This window comes from Cupriavidus sp. MP-37 (assembly GCF_020618415.1).
Taxonomy (GTDB): Bacteria; Pseudomonadota; Gammaproteobacteria; order Burkholderiales; family Burkholderiaceae; genus Cupriavidus.
Map to the genome: position 1 here is coordinate 2,553,900 of NZ_CP085344.1, position 17,981 is coordinate 2,571,880.

At 65.3% G+C, this 17,981-nt stretch carries 20 protein-coding genes and 1 tRNA gene; 5 read left to right on the forward strand and 16 right to left on the reverse strand.

All coding sequences use genetic code 11. The features are described from left to right. Nucleotides 1–48: 48 nt before the first annotated feature. The 9 genes from pheS to LIN44_RS11800 form a co-directional block, all read right to left on the reverse strand. Nucleotides 49–1,080, reverse strand: a complete 1,032-nt coding sequence (pheS, locus tag LIN44_RS11760) for a phenylalanine--tRNA ligase subunit alpha (protein ID WP_227312236.1) — start codon at nucleotides 1,078–1,080, stop codon at nucleotides 49–51. 250 nt (nucleotides 1,081–1,330) lie between these two features. Continuing rightward, nucleotides 1,331–1,687, reverse strand: coding sequence for a 50S ribosomal protein L20 (gene rplT, locus LIN44_RS11765; protein ID WP_008650487.1), 357 nt, complete (start codon nucleotides 1,685–1,687; stop codon nucleotides 1,331–1,333). 28 nt (nucleotides 1,688–1,715) lie between these two features. Then, entirely contained in the window at nucleotides 1,716–1,913 is a 198-nt protein-coding gene (gene rpmI, locus LIN44_RS11770; protein ID WP_006575466.1) for a 50S ribosomal protein L35, read from the reverse strand. Between the two features lie 167 nt (nucleotides 1,914–2,080). Further along, the gene (gene infC / locus LIN44_RS11775) at nucleotides 2,081–2,602 is read right to left on the reverse strand and encodes a translation initiation factor IF-3 (RefSeq protein ID WP_081479471.1); all 522 of its coding nucleotides are present in this window, start codon (nucleotides 2,600–2,602) and stop codon (nucleotides 2,081–2,083) included. A 47-nt stretch (nucleotides 2,603–2,649) separates the two neighbouring features. After that, complete coding sequence (gene thrS / locus LIN44_RS11780; RefSeq protein WP_227312237.1) at nucleotides 2,650–4,557, reverse strand: threonine--tRNA ligase; 1,908 nt, start codon at nucleotides 4,555–4,557, stop codon at nucleotides 2,650–2,652. 355 nt (nucleotides 4,558–4,912) lie between these two features. Then, a tRNA-Val gene (locus LIN44_RS11785) sits at nucleotides 4,913–4,989 on the reverse strand. A gap of 21 nt (nucleotides 4,990–5,010) precedes the next feature. Then, nucleotides 5,011–7,239 carry a bifunctional (p)ppGpp synthetase/guanosine-3',5'-bis(diphosphate) 3'-pyrophosphohydrolase gene (locus LIN44_RS11790; protein ID WP_227312238.1) on the reverse strand — a complete coding sequence of 743 codons (2,229 nt, stop codon included), beginning with the start codon at nucleotides 7,237–7,239 and terminating at the stop codon, nucleotides 5,011–5,013. Between the two features lie 15 nt (nucleotides 7,240–7,254). Further along, complete coding sequence (locus LIN44_RS11795; protein ID WP_227312239.1) at nucleotides 7,255–7,617, reverse strand: RidA family protein; 363 nt, start codon at nucleotides 7,615–7,617, stop codon at nucleotides 7,255–7,257. Nucleotides 7,618–7,668: 51 nt separating this feature from the next. After that, complete coding sequence (locus tag LIN44_RS11800; protein ID WP_227312240.1) at nucleotides 7,669–8,547, reverse strand: alpha/beta fold hydrolase; 879 nt, start codon at nucleotides 8,545–8,547, stop codon at nucleotides 7,669–7,671. Between the two features lie 204 nt (nucleotides 8,548–8,751). Here LIN44_RS11800 and LIN44_RS11805 point away from each other — a divergent pair, with 204 nt between their 5' ends. The 4 genes from LIN44_RS11805 (at nucleotide 8,752) to LIN44_RS11820 (ending at nucleotide 10,903) form a co-directional block, all read left to right on the forward strand. Next, on the forward strand, nucleotides 8,752–9,528 hold the full coding sequence (locus LIN44_RS11805) for a 3-hydroxybutyrate dehydrogenase (protein WP_112775421.1): 777 nt from the start codon (nucleotides 8,752–8,754) through the stop codon (nucleotides 9,526–9,528). A 16-nt stretch (nucleotides 9,529–9,544) separates the two neighbouring features. Then, nucleotides 9,545–10,033: a DUF411 domain-containing protein gene (locus LIN44_RS11810; protein ID WP_227312241.1), complete on the forward strand. Its 489-nt coding sequence runs from the start codon at nucleotides 9,545–9,547 to the stop codon at nucleotides 10,031–10,033. A 176-nt stretch (nucleotides 10,034–10,209) separates the two neighbouring features. Further along, a complete protein-coding gene (locus LIN44_RS11815) occupies nucleotides 10,210–10,587 on the forward strand; it encodes a type II toxin-antitoxin system RelE/ParE family toxin (RefSeq protein ID WP_227312242.1) in 378 nt (125 codons plus the stop codon). After that, nucleotides 10,568–10,903: a helix-turn-helix domain-containing protein gene (locus tag LIN44_RS11820; RefSeq protein ID WP_227312243.1), complete on the forward strand. Its 336-nt coding sequence runs from the start codon at nucleotides 10,568–10,570 to the stop codon at nucleotides 10,901–10,903. The genes LIN44_RS11815 and LIN44_RS11820 overlap by 20 nt, the downstream gene beginning before the upstream one ends. 68 nt (nucleotides 10,904–10,971) lie before the next feature. Here the strand turns inward: LIN44_RS11820 and LIN44_RS11825 are convergent, their stop codons facing one another. After that, nucleotides 10,972–11,610 carry a CoA transferase subunit B gene (locus LIN44_RS11825; protein WP_227312244.1) on the reverse strand — a complete coding sequence of 213 codons (639 nt, stop codon included), beginning with the start codon at nucleotides 11,608–11,610 and terminating at the stop codon, nucleotides 10,972–10,974. Nucleotides 11,611–11,622: 12 nt separating this feature from the next. After that, nucleotides 11,623–12,324, reverse strand: a complete 702-nt coding sequence (locus LIN44_RS11830; protein WP_012352543.1) for a CoA transferase subunit A — start codon at nucleotides 12,322–12,324, stop codon at nucleotides 11,623–11,625. A gap of 181 nt (nucleotides 12,325–12,505) precedes the next feature. Between LIN44_RS11830 and LIN44_RS11835 the strand changes: the two genes are divergently transcribed. After that, nucleotides 12,506–13,051, forward strand: coding sequence for a PAS and helix-turn-helix domain-containing protein (locus LIN44_RS11835; protein WP_116356249.1), 546 nt, complete (start codon nucleotides 12,506–12,508; stop codon nucleotides 13,049–13,051). Between the two features lie 235 nt (nucleotides 13,052–13,286). Here the strand turns inward: LIN44_RS11835 and LIN44_RS11840 are convergent, their stop codons facing one another. From LIN44_RS11840 to LIN44_RS11860, 5 genes are all read right to left on the reverse strand, one after another. After that, entirely contained in the window at nucleotides 13,287–13,688 is a 402-nt protein-coding gene (locus LIN44_RS11840; protein ID WP_227312245.1) for a thioesterase family protein, read from the reverse strand. Nucleotides 13,689–13,740: 52 nt separating this feature from the next. Further along, entirely contained in the window at nucleotides 13,741–14,769 is a 1,029-nt protein-coding gene (locus tag LIN44_RS11845) for a DctP family TRAP transporter solute-binding subunit (RefSeq protein ID WP_227312246.1), read from the reverse strand. Nucleotides 14,770–14,834: 65 nt separating this feature from the next. Further along, the gene (locus LIN44_RS11850; protein WP_227312247.1) at nucleotides 14,835–16,139 is read right to left on the reverse strand and encodes a TRAP transporter large permease; all 1,305 of its coding nucleotides are present in this window, start codon (nucleotides 16,137–16,139) and stop codon (nucleotides 14,835–14,837) included. Beyond that, nucleotides 16,136–16,738 carry a TRAP transporter small permease gene (locus LIN44_RS11855; protein WP_227312248.1) on the reverse strand — a complete coding sequence of 201 codons (603 nt, stop codon included), beginning with the start codon at nucleotides 16,736–16,738 and terminating at the stop codon, nucleotides 16,136–16,138. The genes LIN44_RS11850 and LIN44_RS11855 overlap by 4 nt, the downstream gene beginning before the upstream one ends. Before the next feature lie 266 nt (nucleotides 16,739–17,004). Next, nucleotides 17,005–17,790: an SDR family oxidoreductase gene (locus LIN44_RS11860; RefSeq protein WP_041232111.1), complete on the reverse strand. Its 786-nt coding sequence runs from the start codon at nucleotides 17,788–17,790 to the stop codon at nucleotides 17,005–17,007. Between the last annotated feature and the right edge of the window lie 191 nt (nucleotides 17,791–17,981).

Here is a 17,981-nt window from a genome sequence, read left to right on the forward strand (position 1 = left end):
CTGTGTAGTCGGTGACGAGTTTGACCGCGGCCAGGAAACAGCGGCGTGTCAGGCGAACTGGCGCAGGAAGCGCACATCGCCCTCGAAGAACAGGCGCAGGTCGTTGATGCCATAGCGCAGCATGGTCAGGCGCTCGAGGCCGGAGCCGAACGCGAAACCGATATAGCGCTCGGGATCGAGGCCCATGTTGCGCAGCACGTTGGGATGCACCTGCCCCGAACCGGAGATTTCCAGCCATTTTCCATTGCCGAAGGCCATGTCGATTTCCGCCGACGGCTCGGTGAACGGGAAGTACGAAGGACGGAAGCGCACCTGGATGTCGTCACGCTCGAAGAACTTGCGCAGGAAATCGGTGTACACACCCTTCAGGTCGGCGAAGCTGACGTCCTCGCCGATCCACAGGCCTTCGACCTGGTTGAACATCGGCGAATGCGTGGCGTCGCTGTCGACGCGATAGGTACGGCCCGGGCAGATCACCTTGATCGGCGGCATCGCCTTGCCGGCGTACTTCTCCACGTGCATCTTCGCGTAGCGCACCTGCATCGGGCTGGTATGCGTGCGCAGCAGCAACAGCTTGTCGTCGCTGTCGCGGCCATCGACGTAGAAGGTGTCCTGCATCGAACGCGCCGGATGGTTGTCCGGGTTGTTCAGCGCGGTGAAGTTCATCCAGTCGGTTTCGATCTCGGGGCCGTCGGCCACGTCGAAGCCGATCGAGCCGAAGATCTGCTCGACGCGCTCCCAGGTGCGCATCACCGGATGCAGGCTGCCGCGGGACACCGCGCGGCCCGGCAGCGTGACGTCGATGGCCTCGGCGGCCAGGCGCGCGTTCATCAGCGCGTCGGCCAGCGCCTGGCGTCGCGCCTGCAGCGCGGCCTCGACCTGCTGCTTGACCTGGTTGATGCGCGCGCCCTCGCTCTTGCGCGTCTCCGGGTCGAGCTTGCCGAGGCCCTTGAGCAGTTCGGTCAGCGCGCCGGTCTTGCCGAGGAAGCGGGCCTTCTCGTTTTCCAGCGTGGCGTTGTCATTGGCGGCGGCGAAAGCGGCCTGGGCGTCGGCGACGATTTGGTCCAGATCCTGAGACATGGCGGCGGTCGTGGAGTGTTCTGGCGTCGGCGCAACCCTGTCATGCGACAAGGCCGGCCCGACGTGGGTTGGCACTTCGTGCGGTATGCGTTTCCGCATGCGGTCTCGTCAAGCAATGCAAGACGGCATGCGGAACCGCAAATAAAAACGGGGCTCGGTGAGGAGCCCCGTTTCAGCAGACCTTGCGGTCAGCGGTCGACCTTGCGGTCGGTGCTTGCCCGGCAGCGCTTGCGCGCTACCGGAGCCGGCATCAGGCAACGGTGGCTTTCACCTGGTTGACGATGGCGGCAAAGGCAGGCTTGTCGTGAATAGCCATGTCCGACAGCACCTTGCGGTCCAGTTCAATCGAGGCCTTCTTCAGACCGTTCATGAACACGCTGTAGGTCATACCATGCTCACGCGTCGCGGCATTGATACGCGCAATCCACAGCGCGCGGAACACGCGCTTCTTGTTGCGGCGATCGCGGTACGCGTACTGGCCAGCACGCATGACCGCCTGCTTGGCGATGCGATAGACATTATTGCGACGGCCGCGGTAACCCTTGGCAGCGTCGATAACCTTCTTGTGACGGGCCCGTGCAGTGACCCCACGCTTTACTCGAGGCATGTAATTCTCCTTTCGTTGTCGTCAGGGGTTATGCGTAAGGCATCATCGCGCGCACCGACTTCAGGTTCGTCTCATGGACGTCCTGAGTACCGCGCAGTTGACGCTTGTTCTTGGTGGTCTTCTTGGTCAGGATGTGACGCTTGAAGGCCTGGCCGCGCTTGAACGAACCGTTCGGACGGGCAGTAAAGCGCTTGGAAGCGCTTTTCTTCGTCTTCATCTTCGGCATGAAAAACTCCAGCTCATATGACATGCATGCAGGTGGACGGCTGACGCCGACGCTTGCAAGACCCGCATCCACTTGTTGTTGCGCGATGGTCCTGGCGGACCCCGCGCGACTTCCGCACGACACAGCGCCGGGATGACTGGCATCCCGGCCGCCGCACCGCGCAGGAATTACTTCTTCTTCTTGGGGGCGAGCACCATCACCATCTGGCGCCCTTCCATCTTCGGCATCTGCTCGACCTGGCCGATCTCTTCCAGGTCCGCCTTCAGGCGTTCGAGCATGCGCGCGCCGATTTCCTGGTGGGCCATCTCGCGACCACGGAACCGCAGCGTGATCTTGGTCTTGTCGCCATCTTCCAGGAAGCGCTTCAGGTTGCGCAGCTTGACGTTGTAGTCGCCATCATCCGTACCCGGCCGGAACTTGACTTCCTTGACCTGGATGATCTTCTGCTTCAGCTTGGCCTCGTGGGCGCGCTTGGCTTCCTCGTACTTGAACTTCCCGTAATCCATGATCCGGGCGACGGGCGGAGTCGCGTTGGGGGCGATCTCCACCAGGTCCAAGTCCTTGTCCTCAGCCAGCCGCAGAGCGTCCATGAACTTGACGATGCCGAGCTGCTCGTTATCAACCCCTACCAGGCGCAGTTCAGGTGCGCTGATTTCCCGGTTGATGCGATGACCTTTGTCCGTAGCGATGTTGCGTTACCTCAAGAAGACAAAAAAACAAGCCGTGCTCACCACCCTCAGGCTTTGCTGGCGACGTCGTGTTGCAGACGCTCAACAAACGCGGAGACGGGCATCACACCCAGATCCACGTTGCCACGGGCACGCACGGCCACTTGATTGGCATCCCGCTCCTTGTCGCCCACGACCAGCAGGTAGGGGACCTTTTGAAGCGAATGCTCGCGGATTTTATACGTAATTTTCTCGTTACGCAAATCGGCCTTAGCCCTAAACCCTTGTTTTTGCAGCAATTGCACGACGCTTTCGGCGTACTCTGCCTGCGAATCCGCAATATTCATCACCACCACCTGCTCCGGGGCCAGCCAGGCCGGCAGCGCGCCGGCGTGGTTTTCCAGCAGGATCCCCAGGAAGCGCTCGAACGAGCCCAGGATGGCGCGATGGAGCATCACCGGGCGCTTGCGCGAGTTGTCTTCGGAGACGTATTCGGCACCCAGGCGCTCCGGCAGCACCAGATCCAGCTGCAGCGTGCCGCACTGCCACGAACGGCCGATCGCGTCCTTGATGTGGTATTCCACCTTCGGGCCATAGAACGCGCCCTCGCCCGGCAGCTCTTCCCACTCCACGCCGCACGCGCGCAGCGCCAGGCGCAGGCCTTCCTCGGCGTGGTCCCAGATCTCGTCCGAGCCGGCGCGCTGGTCCGGGCGCAGCGACAGCTTGACCTTCACGTCCTTGAAGCCGAAGTCGTCATAGACCGAGAACGCCAGCTCGTTGAAGGCCTTGGCCTCGGCAACGATCTGCTCTTCCGTGCAGAAGATATGCGCATCGTCCTGCACAAAGCCGCGCACGCGCATCAGCCCGTGCAGCGCGCCCGAGGGCTCGTTGCGATGGCAGGCGCCGAACTCGGCCAGGCGCAGCGGCAGGTCGCGGTACGAGCGCAGGCCGTGGTTGAAGATCTGCACGTGGCCCGGGCAGTTCATCGGCTTGATCGCGTAGTCGCGCTTCTCCGACTCCGTGACGAACATGTTCTCCTTGTAGTTCTGCCAGTGGCCTGACTTCTCCCACAGCGAACGGTCCATCACCTGCGGCGTGCGCACCTCGTCGTAACCGGCATCCGTCAGGCGCCCGCGCATGTACTGCTCGACCGCCTGCCACACCTGCCAGCCCTTCGGATGCCAGAACACCATGCCGGGCGCCTCTTCCTGCAGGTGGAACAGGTCGAGCGTCTTGCCCAGCTTGCGGTGGTCGCGCTTCTCGGCCTCTTCCAGCATGTGCAGGTAGGCTTCCTGGTCTTCCTTCTTCGCCCACGCCGTGCCATAGATGCGCTGGAGCATCTCGTTGTTGGCGTCGCCGCGCCAGTAGGCGCCGGCCACCTTCATCAGCTTGAAGACCTTGAGCTTGCCCGTCGACGGCACGTGCGGCCCGCGGCACAGGTCGACGAAATTGCCCTCGCGGTACAGGCCGATTTCCTGGTCGGCCGGGATCGAGCCGATGATCTCGGCCTTGTACTTCTCGCCCATCGACTCGAACAGCGCCACTGCTTCGTCGCGGTTCCACACTTCGCGCGTGACCTTTTCGTCCTTGCGCGCCAGCTCCGTCATCTTCTTCTCGATGGCGGCGAGGTCTTCCGGCGTGAAGGGACGCTTGTAGGCGAAGTCGTAGTAGAAGCCGTTCTCGATCACCGGCCCGATCGTCACCTGCGCGTCCGGATACAGTTCCTTGACGGCGTAGGCCAGCAAGTGCGCGGTGGAGTGGCGGATCACGTCGACGCCGTCGGCATCCTTGTCCGTGACGATGGCCAGTTCCGCATCGCGCTCGATCCGGTAGCTGGTGTCGACCAGTTGCCCGTCCACCTTGCCGGCCAGCGCGGCCTTGGCCAGGCCGGCGCCGATGCTCTGCGCCACTTCGGCAACCGTCACCGGGCCGGGAAACTCGCGGCGGGACCCGTCCGGCAGCGTGATTGCGATCATTTCGACTCTCCAGGTTCCGCCGGCGGCGCCTTGCGCCTTGCCCGGGCGGATCAAACTGCATCTTGTGGCGCCGGCCCGCATGCCTGCGCGCCGACGATTGGTTCTTGGCTGCCCCGCCCTGCTGCACGGGAAGGCGGCAGCTTATCAGGGCGCTGGCAAGCGACGGACGAAAAAAAACGCGGCCAAGGCCGCGTTTCTCTTTGTCAAACCCGATCCAACCGGGTCGAAGGCGCACCTCGACTACTGTCGCTTGCCAGCGGTAGTAGTTCGCGGTGTCATAACCATGATGCCCTTCCGTTCCGTATGGGGTTGAATCGGACTTGCCGCACTGCTGTTACTGCTTACTGCAATTCGTTGGTAGGCTCGATTGGACTCGAACCAACGACCCCCACCATGTCAAGGTGGTGCTCTAACCAGCTGAGCTACGAGCCTAGCGAAGCCGCAAGTATAGCATCACTTTCTTTTCGCCTGCAACACCCCCTGGACTTCCTCGATCAGCAGCAGCGCGCGCTGCAGCTGCGTGGCTTCGGACACCTCGGCGGTGAACTGCATGCGCGCCACGCCCTTGCTGGACAGTGTCTTGACCCCGGTGACGTTGATCTTTTCACGCGACAGCACTTCGGAGATATCTCGCAGCAAGCCCTGCCGGTCGATCGCCTCGACGTGGATGTCGACCGGGTAGACCGCGGCGTGGCTCTTCTTGCCCCATTCGGTCTGGATCACGCGCTCCGGCGCGCGCGCCGACAACTGCTGGAAGGTGTGGCAGTTGCGGCGATGGATCGACACGCCGCGTCCGCGCGTGACAAAGCCGACGATCTCGTCCGGCGGCGCCGGCTTGCAGCAGCGCGACATCTGCGTCATCAGCGAATCCACGCCCACCACCAGCACGCCGCTCTTGGCGCCGCGCGCCACGCTGGTGGCGCGGCTCTTCTTGGTGACGGCGTCTTCCTCGCTCAGCGGCGCCTGCGCCTCGCCTTCCGGATGGCGCAGCGCGTGCTCCACATGGCGCAGGCTGAACTCGTCCTTGGCCACCGCGGCGAAGAGGTCGTCGGGCGCCTTGAAGCCCAGCCGCGTCGCCAGGTCTTCTAGCTTGACCGCGGTCTTGCCTTCGCGCTGCAGGGTCTTGTCGATCAGCGCGCGGCCCTGCGCGATGGTCTCCTGCGAGTCCATCGCGTTGAACCACGCGCGCACCTTGGCACGGGCGCGGCTGCTGGCCAGGTAGCCCAGGTCGGCATTGAGCCAGTCGCGCGACGGCCCGCCCTGCTTGACCGCGATGATCTCGACGGTCTGGCCGTTCTTGAGCGGCGTGTTCAGCGGCACCATGGTGCCGTCCACGCGCGCGCCGCGGCAGCGGTGGCCAAGGTCGCTGTGCAGGTAATAGGCGAAGTCCACCGCGGTCGCGCCCTGCGGCAGCGCCACCACGCGCGCCTGCGGCGTCAACACGTAGATGTGGTCGTCGATCGCGGCGTGCTTGATCTGCTCCCACGATTCGTCGTGCGCGACGCTGTGGTCGGCATCGTCCTTCCACGCCAGCAGCTGGCGCAGCCAGGCGATCTTCTCGTCGTAGCGCTCGCTGGCGGAGAACTGACCGGCATAGCCGCGGCTGCCCGCCTCCTTGTAGCGCCAGTGCGCAGCCACGCCGTATTCGGCGAAGTGGTGCATCTCGTGCGTGCGGATCTGCACCTCGAAGGCGCGGCCGTCGTCGCCGATCACCACCGTGTGCAGCGACTTGTAGCCGTTGGCCTTGGGCCGCGAGATGTAGTCGTCGAACTCGCGCGGGATCGGCTGCCAGATATGGTGGACGATGCCCAGCACCGTATAGCAGTCCTTGATATCGTCGACGATCACGCGGAACGCGCGCACATCGTACAGGTCGGCAAAATCCAGTTCCTTGCCGCGCATCTTCTTCCAGATGCTGTAGATATGCTTGGGGCGCCCGCTCACCTCGGCGCGGATGCCGGCGGTGGCCAGCTCGGACTGCAGCCGCGCGATCGCGCCGGCGATATAGCCTTCGCGCTCGATGCGCTTTTCATCCAGCAGGCGGGCGATGCGCTTGTAGGTATCGGGCTGCTCGAAGCGGAAGGCCAGGTCCTCAAGCTCCCACTTCATCTGCCAGATGCCGAGGCGGTTGGCCAGCGGCGCGTAGATGTCGAGCGTTTCGCGCGCCACGCCGGGCAGCGGGGCCTGCTTGGTCTCGGCCAGCCAGCGCAGCGTCTGCAGCCGCGAGGCCAGCCGCACCAGCACCACGCGGATGTCCTGCGCAAACGCCAGCAGCATCTTGCGCAGCGCCTCGACCTGCTCGTGGCGCGCCTGGGCTTCGTTCTTCGACGGCGCGGCCGACTCCGCTTCAGGGCGATTGCCGGCGATGGCGCCGATGCGCAGCAGCTGCCGCACGCCATTGACCAGCCGCGCCACTTCCTCGCCGAAACGCGGCTCGATCTCGGCTTCGGTGTCGGGCACGAATGCCGCCAGCCCGAACAGGCACGCGGCCGCGCGCGCGCAATCGTCCACGCGCAAGCCGTCGAGGATGCGCAGCATCCCCTCCGCGTGCGACTGCACGGTCTCGCCGGTGGGCAGCGCCACGCCGGCACCGTGCTCGCGCACGTACGCCAGTGCGCGCTCGACCAGCTCGGTATCCGGAATGCCCGCGACCCGGCCGGCCAGGTCGGTCGACGTCACCATGTCACAGCGCCTGCATCAGTTGAGCGCAGCGGTCACCACCACTTCGATCAGGTAATCGGGATTGGCCAGGCGGGCTTCGACGGTGGCGCGCGGCGGCGTGTTGCCTTGCGGCACCCAGGCATCCCAGACCTCGTTCATCGCGCCGATCAGGTCGATGTCGGTCAGGAAGATCTGGCACGACAGGATGCGGGTCTTGTCGCTGCCGGCCTCGGCCAGCAGGCGGTCGATATGGCCCAGCACCTCGCGCGTCTGGCCGCGGATATCGGCCTTGGGATCGACTTCGGGCACCTGGCCGGCGAGATACACCACACCGTTGTAGACCGCGTATTCGGACAGGCGCTTGCCCACGTGGGCGCGCTTCAGTTCAAGGTTACTCATGACAATGCGTTGATCGATAAAAAACAGGTCCGCCGCGAGCGACGCGCAGATTCACCCGACAAAGAACTGCCGCGCGATCGCGATCTGCGCCGGATCGACAAAGGTCGGCGCGTGCCCCACTTCAGGGACTTCGACCGAGCTCACATGCTTGCCGCGCGCCACCATCTCGGCCACGGTCTCGCGCAGCAGCAGGTCGGACTGCGCGCCGCGCACCACCAGCACCGGGGCTTCGATGGCCTCGAAGCCACGCCATAAGGCGGCCTCGCCCGCCGCCACCGCTTCGGGCGTCGACTTGCGGAACGGCACCGCGAGCTGCGGATCGTAATGCAAGCCCCATTCCAGGCCATCGGCACCCTGCACCGGCTTGATGATGGCGGCGTTGAGTTCTCGCCACTGTTCTGGCGTGTGGCGCCCGAACGAAGCGCTGATGGTCTGCAGGTAGGCCAGCCCTTCCTCGAAGGTCTTGAAGCGTACCGGCAGGCCCAGGTAGGCGCCAATGCGCTCCACCGCCGACAGCGCGATCTTCGGGCCGACGTCATTGAGCAGCAGCTTGCGCACCGGCGACTTCGGCAGCCCGGCCAGGCCCATGCCGATCAGGCCGCCCATCGAGGTGCCGAACCAGTCCACTTTCTCGACATTGAGCCGCGCAATCAGCGTGACCATGTCGGACACGTACTGCGGCACGACATAGCCGTCCGGGTTGGACAGCCATTCTGAGCGGCCGCGTCCCACCACATCGGGACAGACCACGCGATATTCGCCGCACAGCGCGCGGGCGACGGCGTCGAAGTCGCGCCCGGTGCGCGTCAGGCCATGCGCGCACACCAGCACGCGCGGATTGGCGGGGTCGCCCCACTCGTGGTAGGCCATGCGGTGCAGGCCCGCCGGACTGATGCACTGGACGAAACCGAGACGCGGACTGGCAGACATCTGGACTCCCTGGCAAACCGGACTGCACAGCGCCAGGAGACGCCGCCGCCGGAAGTTGAGCAAAGCTGGATTGTACGCCGCAGCGGGTACAATGCCACAGCACAGTGTCCGCGCCCCGCGCGCGGCCGCGCACCGCCACGGCGCGCGCCGCCCATCCGGCGGCTGGCCTGCCGTGGCATCCCCTTTCTCTCGACGGAGGCTTACATGCTCAACGGCAAGACCGCACTGGTAACTGGCTCGACCAGCGGCATCGGGCTCGGCATCGCAAAGGCGCTGGCGGCGCAGGGCGCCAACATCATCGTCAATGGCTTTGGTGACGCGGACGCCGCAAAGAACGAGATCGCGCAGGCGGGCCAGGGCATCCGCGTCGGCTACCACGGCGCCGACATGAGCAAGGCGGCCGAGATCGAGGACATGATGCGCTACGCCCAGTCCGATTTCGGCGGCGCCGACATCCTGGTCAACAACGCCGGCATCCAGCACGTCGCCACCATCGAGGATTTCCCGCCCGAGCGCTGGGACGCGATCATCGCCATCAACCTGACCTCGGCCTTCCACACCACGCGCCTGGCGCTGCCCGGCATGAAGCAGAAGAACTGGGGCCGCATCATCAACGTCGCCTCCACCCACGGGCTGGTGGCATCGGCGCAGAAATCCGCCTATGTGGCGGCCAAGCATGGCATCGTCGGTTTTACCAAGGTGACCGCGCTGGAAACCGCGCAGACCGGTGTGACCGCCAACGCGATCTGCCCGGGCTGGGTGCTGACGCCGCTGGTGCAGAAGCAGGTGGAAGCACGTGCGCAGAAGGAAGGCATCCCGGTCGAGCAGGCCAAGCGCGAGCTGGTGCTGGAGAAGCAGCCCTCGGGCCAGTTCGTCACGCCCGACGAGCTGGGCGCGCTGGCGGTGTTCCTGTCCTCCGAAGCCGCCCGCCAGGTGCGCGGCGCGATCTGGAACATGGATGGCGGCTGGGTCGCGCAGTAACGAGCAAGGAGCATTGATGCAACGACGACGTTTTCTCGGCACCCTGGGCGCGCTGGCGCTCGGCACGCTCGCCGTCGGTGTGCTCGGCCCCGCGGCCGATGCCTTCGCGCAGGCGAAGCCGCTCGCCATCGACGTCTACAAGAGTCCGCTGTGCGGTTGCTGCGAGGAATGGGTCAAGCACCTGCGCGCCAACGGCTTTACCGTGACGGTGCATGACGTCGAGGATACCGGCGAATACCGCAAGCGCTTCGGCATGCCCGAGCGCTTCGGCTCCTGCCATACCGGGCATATCGCCGGTTACGCGATCGAGGGTCACGTGCCCGCCGCCGATATCCGCAAGCTGCTGGCCAACAAACCCAAGGCGGTTGGGCTGGCAGTTCCGGGCATGCCGGTCGGCTCGCCGGGCATGGAACAGGGACCGCGCAAGGATCCCTTCGACGTGCTGCTGGTCAAGGCCGACGGCGCGGCCTCGGTGTTCAGCCGCTACAACAAGCCGGCGGCCTGACGTGCCGCCCGCCGGATGCGGCGCGGCGCATCCGGCTATGCCCTGCCCCCCGCGAGGCGCGCCAGCGCCGCCTCGACTTCCCGCCACACGGCCTCGGTCTCGCCCTCAGCCTGACTCAGATCAAACCTTGCATTTCCGGCGGCACTGGTTTATACCAGTTCAGGTATATTGCCCCGATGCCAGCCAAAGAAAGACCCCTCTTTTGGATCGGAAGAAGCAGAAAGGACCTGACGGAGCTTCCGCTCGACGTGCGCAGGTTTTTCGGCCATGCGCTGCATTTTGCCCAGCGCGGTGATCGACACGATGCGGCGAAGATTCTCAAGGGTTTTGGCAGCGCCGGGGTGCTCGAAATCCTGGAGGACGACGCTGCCGGCACCTACCGCGCGGTCTATACCGTGAAATTCGCTGAAGCGGTGTTCGTCCTTCACTGCTTCCAGAAGAAGAGCAAACGCGGCATTGCCACGCCGAAGGCAGACATCGAAATCATTCGCGCCAGGCTCAAGGTCGCAGAAGCACTGGCATGGGAGTTACGACATGGCAAAACGCAGGATTGATGGCATCGAGGTCGAGGCCAGCTCCGGCAACGTGTTTGCCGACCTGGGCGTGCCGGAGGCCGACAAGCTGAAAATCAAGTCCGGACTGGCCATCGAGATCACGCGCGCCGTACGCAGCCTTGGCCTGACCCAGGAAGAAGCAGCCCACCGCATGGGCATCCCGCAACCGAAGGTCTCCGGACTGCTTCGCGGCGACTTCGCCAACCTGTCGGAGCGCAAGCTGATGGACTGCCTGAACCGGCTTGGATACGACATCGAGATCAAGGTCAGCCCGGCGCTGGAACCGATCGGCCACCTCACGCTGAAGGTCGCCTGAAAACAAGAACCCCCTGCAGGCACACGGCATGCAGGGGGTCGCTGATGTCGGCGCGCGCGAAAACCTGCTTACAGCAGCGGCGCCCCCGTCTTGGCCTGGATTTCCTCGCGGCTGACGCCCGGCGCGGTTTCCACCAGCTTGAGGCCGTCCGCGGTCACGTCGATCACGCCCAGGTCGGTGATGATGCGGTTGACCACGCCCACGCCGGTCAGCGGCAGGTTGCACTGCTTCAGGATCTTGATGTCCTCGGTGCCATCCTTCTTCTTGGCGGTGTGTTCCATCAGCACCACCACGCGGCCGACGCCGGCGACGAGGTCCATCGCGCCGCCCATGCCCTTGACCATCTTGCCGGGGATCATCCAGTTGGCCAGGTCGCCCTTCTCGCTGACCTGCATCGCGCCCAGGATGGCCAGGTTGATGTGGCCGCCGCGGATCATCGCGAACGAGTCCGCCGACGAGAAGATCGACGAGCCCGGCAGCGTGGTCACGGTCTGCTTGCCGGCATTGATCATGTCGGCGTCGACCTCTTCCTCGGTCGGGAACGGGCCGATGCCGAGCAGGCCGTTTTCGGATTGCAGCCACACTTCCATACCTTCCGGCACCCAGTTGGCGACCAGCGTCGGCAGCCCGATGCCCAGGTTGACGTAGAAACCGTCCTGCAGCTCGGCCGCGGCGCGCGCGGCCATTTCGTCACGTGTCCATGCCATGATGGGATCTCCTTAGCTGGCCGCGCGCACGGTGCGCTGCTCGATGCGTTTCTCGGGGTTGGCGTTGAGCACCAGGCGCTGCACGAAGATGCCGGCCAGGTGGATCTCGTCGGGATCGAGCTCGCCGGTCTCGACGATCTGCTCGACCTCGGCCACGGTGACCTTGCCCGCCATCGCGCACATCGGATTGAAGTTGCGCGCGGTGCGGCGGAACACCAGGTTGCCGGCCTTGTCGGCCTTCCAGGCCTTGACCAGCGCCACGTCGGCGGTCAGCGAACGTTCCATCACGTACTTTTCGCCGTCGAATTCGCGGATTTCCTTGCCTTCGGCGACGATGGTGCCGACCCCGGTCTTGGTGAAGAACGCCGGGATGCCCGAGCCGCCGGCGCGCAGCTTTTCGGCCAGCGTGCCCTGCGGGGTGAATTCCAGTTCCAGTTCGCCGGCCAGGTACTGTCGCTCGAACTCCTTGTTCTCGCCCACGTAGGACGAGATCATCTTCTTGATCTGGCGCGTGGCCAGCAGCAGGCCCAGGCCGAAGCCGTCGACGCCGGCGTTGTTGGAGATGCAGGTCAGCTGCTTGGCGCCGCTGTCGCGCAGCGCGCCGATCAGCGCCTCGGGGATGCCGCACAGGCCGAAACCGCCCACGGCGATCGTCTGGCCGTCGCGGACGACGCCTGCAAGCGCTTCTGCGGCGCTGGCGTAGACCTTGTTCATGCTTCGCTCCTTCCTCGGTAGTCCCTGTCGATCTCCCCGCCGGCGGTTGGTGCGGCGGGCGACGCAGGGAAATTGTAACGGTACAATCGGCAACGGGCGGTCGGCCGTCGCCGTCACGCGTCCGACCGACAGCATACGCAAGCACAGCCGGCTACGCCATTACGTAAAAATACATAAGCAGATGCCCGCCATCGACTACCAGACCGCCTTCCAGCTCGCCCCCGTGGGCCTGGTGCTGTCACGCGAGCGCGTGATCGAGGACTGCAACGAAGAAGTCTGCCGCATCTTCGGCACCACGCGCGAGGCCCTGCTGGGCCAGTCGTTCCAGGTGCTCTACCCCACCGCCGACGAATTCGAGCGCACCGGCGCGCGCATCGCGCCAATCATGGGCAAGCGCGGCATGTATTCGGACGAGCGCATCATGAAGCGCGCCGGCGGAGAACTGTTCTGGTGCCACGTCACCGGCCGCGCGCTGGACCGTGCCCAGCCGCTCGGCGCCGGCATCTGGACCTTCGAGGACTTGTCGCAGAAACGGCAGGTCACCGCCGAACTGACCGCGCGCGAACGCGAGATCGCGGCGCAACTGGTGGAAGGCAAGACCAGCAAGCAGATCGGCAAGCTGCTGGCTATCAGCCCGCGCACGGTCGATATCTATCGGGCGCGGCTGATGAAGAAGTATGGGGCGAGTACGTCGGTGGATCTGGTGCAGCGGCTGGTGAACCACTGACAAACACCAATACCAATAGCAGGGAGATCGGTTTTCGGTGCGCCCAAGCGGCCCGAGCTGGCCTTAGCAAGGTGTTCTCCCTCTCCCCTCACGGGGAGAGGGCCGGGGTGAGGGGTGGCTTGACTAGGAGCCAAATCGAGCGAAGCCAACGGTGTTAACCCACGACCCTCACCCTTTGACACCCCTGCCCTCACCCCCTGCCCCTCTCCCGCAAGCGGGAGAGGGGAGCAAACCATCACCCTTCGATGATCTCCCGAATCTCCGCCGGCACCGGCACCGATTTCTCCGCCGCATAGTCGCACCACACCACCTTGGCCCCGCCCTCGGCCCATACCACCTCGGGCAGATCGGTGCGCCGGATTTCCATGCGCGTCTCGAAACTGGTCCGTCCCAGCTGCCCGGCGTAGACCCGGCACTCGATCTCGCCCGGATAGCGCAGCTGCTTCAGGAAGGTCATATGCGCATTGATGATGACCGGCCCCTGCCCGTTCGCATCCTTGCCGCCGCGCCCCAGCGACGCGAACCATTCGATGCGGGCCTGCTCCAGATACTGGAAATAGACGGTGTTGTTGACATGGCCCATCGCGTCCATGTCGCCCCAGCGGATCGGCATCACCACCGTATAGACGTGTTTCATCTCAGCCTCCAATGCAACAGGCCCGCCAACACTGGCGGGCCTGCTTCATGACTTAGCGCTTGGCGATCGCGCCTTCGGCCTTGGTGACCAGGTCGGTGCCGATCTGCTTCTTCCACTTGTCGTAGACCTTGGCGGTGGCCTTGCGGAAGGCGTCGTGCTCGGCCGGGGTCAGGTGCGTGACCTTGACGCCGTGGGCCTCCATGTCCTTCCACGCGGGCGCGCCGGCCTCGGCCAGGCCCTTGCGGGCCAGCGCGATTTCCTGCTTGCCGGCGTCGATGGCGGCCTGCTTGACGATCTCGCGGTCGGCCGGGGTCCAGCTTTCCCAGATCTGCTTGTTGACCACGAAGATCAGCGGGTCGGCGACGTAGCCCCAGGTGGTGACGTACTTCTGGCCCACGGTGTAAAGCTTGGCGGCGGCGAACACCGACTGCGGGTTCTCCTGGCCGTCGACCGCGCCCGAGGCCATCGCCGGCTGCGCGTCGGCCCAGCTCATCTGGGTCGGGTTGGCGCCCAGCGCGTTGAAGGTCTCGATGTACAGCGGCGAGCCCACCACGCGCAGCTTCAGGCCCTTGAGGTCTTCCGGCTTGCGGATCTCGCGCTTGGAGTTCGACACCTCGCGGAAGCCGTTCTCGCCCCACGCCAGCGGCACCACGCCGGCCTTCTCCAGCGTGGCGAAGATCGACTTGCCGACCTCGCCCTGCGTCAGCGCGTCGAGCGCCTTGTAGTCGGGCATCAGGAACGGCAGCGAGAACAGGTTCAGTTCCTTGACCTGCGGCGACCAGTTGATGGTCGAGCCCACCGCCATGTCGATCACGCCCTGGCGGATCGCCGAGAACTCGCGGGTCTGGTCGCCGGCCACCAGCGAGGTGCCCGGGTACAGCTTGATATTGATGCGGCCGTTGGTACGCTGCTTGACCAGGTCGGCCCAGATCTCGCCGCCCTTGCCCCACGGGAAGGCCGGGCCGAGCACCAGCGACATCTTGTACTCGGACTTGTAGGTCTGGGCCATCGCACCGGCGGGGGCGAAGGCGGAAGCGGCCAGGGCTGCGGCCGTTGCAAGCATCAGGGCACGACGTTTCATTTCATCTCCTCAGGGGAAAAGCGTCAGGTTCTTGTAGGTGAATGCAAACACGGCATCGACAGCGGTCAATAGCCGAGGTACTCCGGCAGCCACGTCGCCAGCGGCGGATAGGCCAGCACCATCAGCATGGCGATAAACATCGCCAGCAGCATCCAGATCACCCAGGGCACGGTTTCTTCCATGCGCACGCGGGCGATCCGGCACGACACCATCAGGTTCACGGCCAGCGGCGGCGTGAACTGGCCCAGCGCCACCTTCAGCGTCAGCACCACGCCGAACCACACCGGGTTCCACTGGAAGGCATTGGCGATCGGCAGCAGCAGCGGCACGAAGATCAGGAAGATCGAAATGCCGTCGAGGAACATGCCCACCGTCATCAGCAGCAGCACGATCAGCGCCAGCACGCCGTATTCGCCCAGCCCGGAGGTGGCGATCGCCTGCGCCAGCGGGTCGATCACGCCCAGCGTCGACAGCGCATAGGCAAAGATGCCGGCCAGCGCCACCACCAGCAGGATCACCGCCGAGGTCTCGGCCGCTTCCTGGAAGATCGTGAACAGGTCGCGCAGGCCGATGCTGCGGTACACCACCATGCCGACGAACAGGCCATAGACCACCGCCACCACGGCGGCTTCGGTCGGCGTGAACCAGCCGGCGCGCATGCCGCCCAGGATCAGGAACGGCGCCACCAGGCCCCAAGCGGCCTCGCGCAGGCTTTTCCAGAACGGCGGACGCGGCAGCGCGGCTTCGGCGGCGCCCATATTGTGCTTGCGCGCCAGCCACACCGCCGGCACGATCAGCGCGATGCCCGCGAGCACACCCGGGATCATGCCGGCCGCGAACAGCGCCGGCACCGACGCGCCCGGCACCAGCACGCTGTAGATGATGAACGCCACCGACGGCGGGATCAGGATGTCGGTCGCGGCCGCCGCGCCGACCACCGCCGCGCTGTACGAGCCGGGATAGCCCGCGCGCGACATCGCCGCGATCATCACGCCGCCGACCGCGGCCGCGTTGGCCGGGCCCGAGCCCGAAATGCCGCCGAGGAACATCGCCACCAGGATCGCCACCAGCGGCAGCATCCCCGGGCCGCGCCCGACCACGGCGATGGCAAAGGTCACCAGCCGCTGCGCCACGCCGGAGCGGTCGAAGATCGAGCCCACCAGCACGAACATCGGGATCGCCAGCAGCGGGTACTTGGCCAGCCCGGCGTAGAAATTCTGCGGCACCGCCAGCAGGCCGAACATCTGGGTATCGAGATTGGACAGGCCGATCGCGACCAGGCCGCCCAGCCCCAGCGACACGCCGATCGGCACCCCCAGCAGCATCAGGCCGATAAAGACCACGAACAGGATGATGGCAACCAGCGTCATTGGGTACGCTCCGTCGCCGACTGGCTCTGTTGATGCAGCGTCTTGAGCGCGCGCACGTTGCGCAACACCAGGGCCAGCGCGCGCAGCGCGATGCCGGCCGACAGCACCGGCAGCCAGATCGAGTACCACCAGCTCGGCACGCCGATGCCGGGCGAGGTTTCGCCGAAGGTGTACTCGTCCCACGTAATGCGCGCGCCCAGCACCGCCAGCGCGATGAACATCACCGCCACCGCCAGCGCCGACAGGATCGCCAGGCGCCGCTGCCGGGCCGCGCTGCCGCGCTCGAAGAAGAATTCGATGCGGATATTGCGGTCGCGCGCCACCGCGGCGCTGCCGGCGACCAGGGCCAGCACGATCATCAGGAACACCGAGAATTCCTCGGTCCAGGCGAACGACTCGTCGGTGAAATAGCGGACCACCACGTTGGCGAAGGTGATGCCCACCAGCAGCACCATCACGATCACGCCAATCCAGTCCTCGAGGCGGGGCGATACGCGGAATTCAGCGTCCTGCGCTTCGTCGGCGGCCTGCGGGATCACCGCGGAATCGACGACGTGTTGCGGCACGGCGTTGCGCCGTGCCTCGTTTTGTTGCTCCATCTCCCCGGCCTCCGGTCCAGGGCCGCTGGGGCCATGCGGCCACCGCGGCGTTCTCGCTTTGTATGTAAAGACTTAATCTGCAGACATGGCGGATTATGCCAAGTCTGGCCTGCCACGCACGAAATTTCTGAAGTTTGACGCATGCTGACGACGGCGCGCCCAAGGGGACCGGATAAGCCCAGGGTTGGCGGTCGGGTATCCCGCGGCGCTTTTGGCGCGTGGGCGGGATGCGGGGGACGTGTGCCCCCGGCGTCAGCGCACGGGGCTCAGACCATGCCGTCGTCGGCGGTGATGACGGCGCCGTTGATAAACTGCGACTGGTCCGAGGCCAGCAGCAGCAACAGGCCGTCGAGATCTTCCGGCTTGCCCAGGCGCTTGCGCGGCAGCATCTGGATCAGCTTCTGCCCGGCGTCGGAATCCCAGTGGTGGTGGTTGATATCGGTGTCGATATAGCCGGGGCAGATGGCGTTGGAATTGATGCCATGGCGCGCCCATTCCAGCGCCATGGCCTTGGTCATGTGCACCACCGCCGCCTTGCTCATGCAATAGACGCCGATCTGCGACAGCACCTTCAGCCCCGCCACCGACGCGATATTGACGATGCGCGCCTGCGGCAGCGGACTGCCGTTGCGCTCGGCGCCCTTGGCGCGCGCAATCATGCGCTTGGCGACTTCCTGCGCGACAAAAAAGGCGCCGCGGGTATTGGTGTCGAAGACGAAGTCGAAGTCTTCCGGGGCCACGTCGGTCAGCTTCTGCGTGGTCGACACGCCCGAGTTGTTGACCAGGATATCGATGGCGCCGGCTTCGGTTTCGGCGTGCGCCACCGCGGCGCGGATGCTGTCGGGATCGGTCACGTCCAGGCGCACCACATGGGCGCTGCCGCCCTCGGCCTCGATCGCGGCGCGCAGTTCCTTGAGCCGCTCGGTGCGGCGCGAGGCCAGCACCACCTTGGCACCGGCGGCGGCGAGCACCGTGGCGAAACGCGAGCCCAGCCCGCTCGAGGCGCCGGTCACCAGCGCCACCTTGCCTTCCAGATTGATCGACAAACCCATGATTACCTCTTGTGCGGGAGCCCCTCTGGCCTCATCAGGAGCAGAAGGCAGCATATCAAAAAAAAGAACGACCGTTCCAAAAAAATCCTTGCCTGTGGGTGGCGAGTCCCGGACAATGCCGGAGATTCTAAGAACTTGGCCCGCAAAGGGAAAGAGGGAAAACGCGCGATCCGGCCGTGTTCGGATGCCGT